This is a genomic window from Limnohabitans sp. (genome assembly GCF_046052825.1).
Taxonomy (GTDB): domain Bacteria; phylum Pseudomonadota; class Gammaproteobacteria; order Burkholderiales; family Burkholderiaceae_C; genus Limnohabitans.
In genome coordinates, this window is the sequence record NZ_JAVLFP010000021.1 from 1 (window position 1) to 6,205 (window position 6,205).

Below are 6,205 nucleotides of genomic sequence, written 5' to 3' on the forward strand. Positions count from 1 at the left end.
ATCTTGAACCTGATGACCAAGCCCCGCTGGTGCTTAGGCATGGCGGGCACACGCCGCCACACCTTTGGCAACTTGGTAGGCCACGTCAAAGGCGTGAGCGACATGAACTCCCTCTCCGCCTGGACCAACGAGCAGTTTGACCCACGTCTGTCGTGGGCCGATGTGGCCTGGGTCAAACAGCAGTGGGGTGGCAAGCTCATCCTCAAAGGCATCCAAGACGTGGAAGACGCCAAGCTCGCCGTGCAAAGCGGTGCCGATGCGCTGGTGGTCAGCAACCACGGAGGCCGTCAGTTGGATGGCGCGCAGTCCAGCATCGAAGCCTTGCCCGCCATCGTGGCCGCCGTCGGCTCAGACATTGAGGTGTGGATGGATGGCGGCATCCGCTCGGGCCAGGACGTGCTCAAGGCCTGGGCCTTGGGCGCACGCGGCACGCTGATTGGCCGCGCCATGGTCTATGGCTTAGGCGCCATGGGCGAAAAAGGCGTCAGCAAGGCGCTACAAATCATTCACAAAGAACTGGATGTCACCATGGCGTTTTGTGGCCACACCGACATCCAGAACGTGGACCAAGGCATCTTGCTGCCTGGCACCTTTCCCACCGCCTGAGCACGACAGATCAGGACTTGACTTTATCGCTCCACAACTCGCCACCCGTGGCCCAGTCTTGGCGCTTGATGTCGTAAAACAAAATGTCCACGCCATCGGGTTGGCCACCTAAGACCTTGCAGGTGACTTCTGTGATGGCTTTGGCCAGTTCGCGTTTTTGTTCCACGGTACGGCCTTCAAACAAATCAATGCGGATGGTCGGCATCTGAGACTCCTCGGGGGGTTAGAAATGGCTGCGATTATGCTTGGGGGCCTGTGACCACCCCCTCCCCCGACTCCTCCCGCCTGCGCCGCATCGCCCACCTCGACATGGACGCGTTTTACGCCTCGGTCGAGTTGCTGCGCTACCCGCAGCTCAAAGGCTTGCCGGTGGTCATCGGTGGTGGCCGTCGGCGTGAGGACGACTTGCTGGCACGCTTGCGCGAAGCCTTCCCCGACCAAGAATGGTCTGAGGACCGTTTGGCACATATACCGATCGATTTCTTCCCGCGCATCTCGGGCTACACCGGACGCGGCGTCATCACCACCGCCACCTACGCGGCGCGACAATTTGGCGTAGGCTCAGCCATGGGCGTGATGAAGGCCGCCAAACTGTGCCCCAACGCCATTTTGTTGCCGGTGGACTTTGACCAATACCGCCACTACTCGCGCACCTTCAAAGCCCTCATCACCGACATCGCGCCCATGATGGAAAACCGCGGCGTGGACGAGGTCTACATCGACTTCACCGACGTCCCCGGCGGTCAACGCGAAGGCGGTCGTGTGCTGGCCAGGCTGATTCAAAAAAGCATTTTTGACGCCACCGGCTTGACCTGCTCGGTGGGCGTGGCCCCCAACAAACTGCTGGCCAAAATGGCCAGCGAGTTCAACAAACCCAACGGCATTTCCGTCGTGTACGAGGGCGACTTGGCTCACCTGATCTGGCCCCTGCCCTGTCGCAAGGTCAACGGCATTGGGCCCAAGGCAGAGGCCAAACTCGCGGCCCACGACATTCACACCATTGGCGACTTGGCGCAGCGCGAGCGCCCATGGTTGATGGCGCACTTTGGCAAAAGCTACGGCGCGTGGTTGCACGACGCGGCCCACGGCCAAGATGACCGCCCGGTGGAGACCGAGAGCGAGCCCGTGAGCATGAGCCGCGAAACCACCTTTGAGCAAGACCTGCACGCCGTGCGCGACCGCGAGGCGCTGGGTGCCATCTTCACCCGCCTGTGCGCGCAAGTGGCCGACGACTTGGCGCGCAAAGGCTATGTGGGCAAAACCATTGGCATCAAACTGCGCTACGACAACTTTCAAAGCGTCACCCGCGACCACACCTTGGCCACGTACATCGACCAAGCTGATGCCATCCGCCAAGCGGCGGGCCAATGCCTGAAAAGGGTCGATCTATCGCGACGTCTGCGCCTGCTGGGCGTGCGAGTGGGCTCGTTGATGAAGCGCGAAGACTGGCAAGGCCTCAGCGCCCAAGAAGCGGGCAGCCCTTATGAGGTAGAGGCTCAGGCGGATTTGTTTTAGTTAGCTACTGCCGCGCCGTGCGCACGTTCGCCGGTGGCGACTGCGGGTGGCTGGTGCGCCAGGGGTTGATGTCTAGGCCGCCACGGCGGGTGTAGCGCGCGTACACCTCCAAGCGCAGCGGTTGGCAGCGACGCCAAATGTCCATGAAGATGCGCTCCACGCATTGCTCATGAAACTCGTTGTGGTTTCTGAAACTCACGATGTAGGCCAGCAAACCCCCTTGCTCAATTTGCGGCCCGCTGTAGCGAATGCGCACGCTGCCCCAATCGGGCTGGCCTGTCACCAGACAGTTGCTCTTGAGCAGGTTGCTGGTCAAGGTCTCGGTCACCGGGGCTTCGTCCAAGTTGGCCTGCAAGAGCTCAGGTGCCGGTTGGTAGTGGGTGCATTCCAAATCGAGCCGATCCAAGCTCAGACCATCGAGTTCATGCACCGGCTCGTGGTCAAACTGCTCGGGCAACACCAGCTGCACACCCACCCCCGCCAGCATGGGCCCGCCGTGCCAAATGGCCGCGCCCAGGTCATGGCGCAGGCGGGCAAGCAACTCGTGCGTGTCAGCCAAGCGGGTGTTGTTGAAGCTGTTGAGGTAGAGCTTGAACGACTTGCTCTCGATGATGTGGGTTGATTCGGCGGGCACCGTGATGCGCGCCAGCGCCACCTGCGGCTTGCCGCGCAAATTGAGCCAGCTCATCTCGTACGCCGTCCACAAATCTGCGCCAAAAAATGGCGCTTGACCCGCAATGCCAATTTCTTCGCGTTTGGTTTGACGCGGGATGGGAAACAGCAACGACGGGTCGTACTGATCCACATAGGACGAGGCTTTGCCCAGCTGCGATTGTTCGGGGGTATTGCTCATGGGGTGTTCGGCACTCATCTCACATTCAACTCAGCTTGCGACGAAACACCAAGCGGTCGGGCTCAGACACGGCGGCATCAAAGGCATAGCCTTCTAGGTTGAAGCCTTGCAAGCCTTTGGGTGTTTTCACTTGGTGCGTGACGGCGTAACGGGTCATCAAGCCACGTGCACGTTTGGCCAAAAAGCTGATGATTTTGTATTTGCCACCTTTGTAATCTTCAAACACACAGTCGATCACGCGTGCCTTCAGGACTTTGCGGTCCACCGATTTGAAATACTCTTGCGAGGCCAAATTCACCACGATGGGTTCGCGTGCATCACCCAAGCGGGTGTTGAGGTAGTCGGCAATCTGCGTGCCCCAAAACTTGTACAGGTTGTTGCCTTGGTCGTTGGCCAAGGCAGTGCCCATTTCCAAGCGGTAGGGCTGCATCCAGTCGAGCGGGCGCAACACGCCATACAAGCCACTCAGTATCGCCACATGCTCTTGCGCCCAGGCCAGGTCTTTGGCACTCAAGGTTTTGGCGTCCAAGCCTTCGTACACATCGCCATTGAAAGCCAACACCGCTTGTTTGGAATTCTTGGCCGTGAACTTGGGCGACCAGGCTTGGTAACGCGCCACATTCAGCGCAGACAAGGCATCGCTCAGGTCCATCAAGCTGGCAATGTCTTGCGGTGACTTTTCTTTCAAGAGGTCGATCAACGCCACCGACTGCTTCACAAACAAAGGTTGCGTGTGTGGGACATCACCCGCAGGGGTGTCGTAGTCGAGGGCTTTGGCAGGAGACAGCAAAAAAAGCATGGATCGCTCAAAAATAAAAGGCGCAAAGAAAAGGCTTGCGTACAGCCTGAATTATGAAGGGCACCCCGTCAAAGGCCAGGCCGTGGGGTCTTGAACAGGCTCAGTGCAAATCAGCGGCCAAGGAGACCCGCGTGTCTGGGGCCACCACGGTCTGTGCCGTGCAATGGGCGTGGTCGCAGCCAAGCAAGACCTCCGCGCCTGTCTTGACTGCTGCACGCATGGCCGGCGTGAGCTCAAAGCGCACAAAGTGCACCGCCGACGTGTGGGTGTCGTTCTCGCGGTCAAGGTCTTCGTCGGCAATGGCATACACGCGTGCATGGCCCTCAACCGCCACATACATGCAGTCCTCCACGCCAATCAACTGCGCCAGCGCAGCTTCGCGTTCTTGGGGATGGGGATAGGCCAACATCAAGGTGCCCTTCCAGTGGGTGCCGGTGGGCACCAAGGGTCGGTAGGCCTCGATCTCTTGGGCAATGCCGTCCTCTTCAAATACTTTTTCAGTGCGCAACATTTCTTGAATTTGGTAGCGGATGGTGGCCTCACTCTCAAACTGCACATACACATGCGCGCTCAGCGCCACGCTGCGCAACTGACGCAGCGCACGCATCTCGTGTTGGTGCGCTTTGCGCCACTTGGCATAGGCCTCCAAAGTCATGAGGCTGTCTGCTGTGATGTGCCCGGTGGTTCGCATGGCAGCTCAGTCCACCAAATCGGACAAGGCTTTTTGGTAACGGTTGGCATGCGAGCGTTCGGCCTTGGCCAAAATTTCAAACCAATCCGCGATGTCGTCGAAACCTTCATCGCGCGCAGTCTTGGCCATGCCTGGGTACATGTCGGTATATTCGTACATTTCTCCGGCCACGGCCGCCGCCAAGTTTTGGCGCGTGGTGCCAATGGGCAAGCCGGTGGTGGGGTCACCGGACTGCTCCAAAAACTCCAGATGCCCCAGGGCATGTCCGGTTTCTCCCTTGGCGGTCGAGCGAAACAAGGCCGCGATGTCCATCTGCCCTTCCACATCCGCCTTGTTGGCAAAGTACATGTAGCGTCGGTTGGCCTGTGACTCACCCGAGAACGCTTGTTTCAGGCATTCCTCGGTGCGAGAACCTTTGAGTACGGGCATAAAAATTTCCTGAAATGAATACAAAAAAACTGTGGCGCTTGATGCGCCAAGGGGCAAAGCCTAACGTGGTTTCAAGAAGGTCAAAGGACACAAGCTGACCAACCCCCGCTGGGTAGAATGCACACAGTTTATTTTCCGTCTCAAACGGCCGCTTTTCGCGTGCCGTTTTTCATTTCTCAAAGCCGTGTCCATGAGCAACTTGCCTACCCCCAAAGCCGCACAACCTGGCCTTGACAGTCTGTCCAAATCGTTCGAGCCCGCAGCGCTGGAGGCCCATTGGGGCCCTGAGTGGGAGAAACGCGGATATGGCGTGGCGGGCTACCGTGGCACCCAAACACCCCAGGCTGATGCGCCTGCTTTTGCGATCCAACTGCCGCCCCCCAATGTGACGGGCACGTTGCACATGGGGCACGCCTTCAACCAAACCATCATGGACAGCCTCACGCGCTACCACCGCATGATGGGTTTCAACACCGCCTGGGTTCCAGGCACTGACCATGCAGGCATTGCCACCCAAATCGTGGTGGAGCGCCAACTCCAAGCCCAAGGCATCAGCCGCCACGACATGGGCCCGACCCCCGCCGAAGCCCGCAAAAACTTTGTCTCGAAAGTGTGGGAGTGGAAAGAGCAATCGGGCAGCACCATCACGAGTCAAATGCGCCGCATGGGCGACAGCGTGGACTGGAGCCGTGAGTACTTCACCATGGACCCCAAGCTGTCCCAAACGGTGACCGAGACCTTTGTGAAGCTGTACCAGCAAGGTCTGATCTACCGTGGCAAGCGTTTGGTCAATTGGGACCCGGTGCTGCAAAGCGCGGTGTCCGACCTCGAGGTCGAAAGCGAAGAAGAAGAAGGCTCGCTGTGGCACATCCGCTACGACTTTGCCGACGGCCCCCAAACCGTCAACGGTGAAAGCGTGCAAGGCTTGGTGGTCGCCACCACCCGCCCCGAAACCCTGCTGGGTGACGTAGCCGTGATGGTTCACCCCGAAGATGAGCGCTACCAAGCCCTGATCGGCCAGCAAGTCAAACTGCCTTTGTGCGACCGCACCATCTCCGTCATTGCCGACGACTACGTGGACAAAGCCTTTGGCACGGGCGTGGTCAAGGTCACCCCGGCGCACGATCAAAACGACTACGCCGTCGGTCAGCGCCACAAGCTGGAGATGATTTGCGTGCTCAACCTCGACGCCACGATCAACGAGCACGCGCCCGAAAAATACCGTGGCCTAGACCGCTTTGTGGCCCGCAAGGCCGTGGTGGCCGACCTCGAAGCCGCGGGTCACTTGGTGGAAGTGAAAAAACACAAACTC

Annotated in this window: 8 protein-coding genes; 3 read left to right on the plus strand and 5 right to left on the minus strand. The window is 59.2% G+C overall.

The features are described from left to right. The coding region (locus ACKWJN_RS02645) for an alpha-hydroxy-acid oxidizing protein (RefSeq protein ID WP_408594260.1) at positions 1 to 606 on the plus strand (606 nt) is incomplete at its 5' end. 10 nt (positions 607 to 616) lie between these two features. On the opposite strand, the gene ACKWJN_RS02650 is transcribed toward ACKWJN_RS02645, so the two are convergent. Continuing rightward, entirely contained in the window at positions 617 to 811 is a 195-nt protein-coding gene (locus ACKWJN_RS02650) for a 4-oxalocrotonate tautomerase (protein ID WP_408594261.1), read from the minus strand. A gap of 104 nt (positions 812 to 915) precedes the next feature. On the opposite strand from ACKWJN_RS02650, the gene dinB reads away from it, so the two are divergent. Then, positions 916 to 2,121: a DNA polymerase IV gene (gene dinB / locus ACKWJN_RS02655; RefSeq protein ID WP_408594266.1), complete on the plus strand. Its 1,206-nt coding sequence runs from the start codon at positions 916 to 918 to the stop codon at positions 2,119 to 2,121. A 4-nt stretch (positions 2,122 to 2,125) separates the two neighbouring features. On the opposite strand, the gene queF is transcribed toward dinB, so the two are convergent. From queF to ACKWJN_RS02675, 4 genes are all read right to left on the minus strand, one after another. Further along, on the minus strand, positions 2,126 to 2,974 hold the full coding sequence (gene queF, locus ACKWJN_RS02660; RefSeq protein ID WP_408594267.1) for an NADPH-dependent 7-cyano-7-deazaguanine reductase QueF: 849 nt from the start codon (positions 2,972 to 2,974) through the stop codon (positions 2,126 to 2,128). 25 nt (positions 2,975 to 2,999) lie between these two features. Then, positions 3,000 to 3,773 carry a peroxide stress protein YaaA gene (gene yaaA, locus ACKWJN_RS02665; RefSeq protein ID WP_408594262.1) on the minus strand — a complete coding sequence of 258 codons (774 nt, stop codon included), beginning with the start codon at positions 3,771 to 3,773 and terminating at the stop codon, positions 3,000 to 3,002. 100 nt (positions 3,774 to 3,873) lie between these two features. Further along, the gene (locus ACKWJN_RS02670) at positions 3,874 to 4,464 is read right to left on the minus strand and encodes a DUF3501 family protein (RefSeq protein WP_408594263.1); all 591 of its coding nucleotides are present in this window, start codon (positions 4,462 to 4,464) and stop codon (positions 3,874 to 3,876) included. 6 nt (positions 4,465 to 4,470) lie between these two features. Then, positions 4,471 to 4,893: a rubrerythrin family protein gene (locus ACKWJN_RS02675; RefSeq protein ID WP_408594264.1), complete on the minus strand. Its 423-nt coding sequence runs from the start codon at positions 4,891 to 4,893 to the stop codon at positions 4,471 to 4,473. 190 nt (positions 4,894 to 5,083) lie between these two features. Here ACKWJN_RS02675 and ACKWJN_RS02680 point away from each other — a divergent pair. Then, a partial coding sequence (locus ACKWJN_RS02680) for a class I tRNA ligase family protein (RefSeq protein ID WP_408594265.1) occupies positions 5,084 to 6,205 on the plus strand: 1,122 nt, incomplete at its 3' end.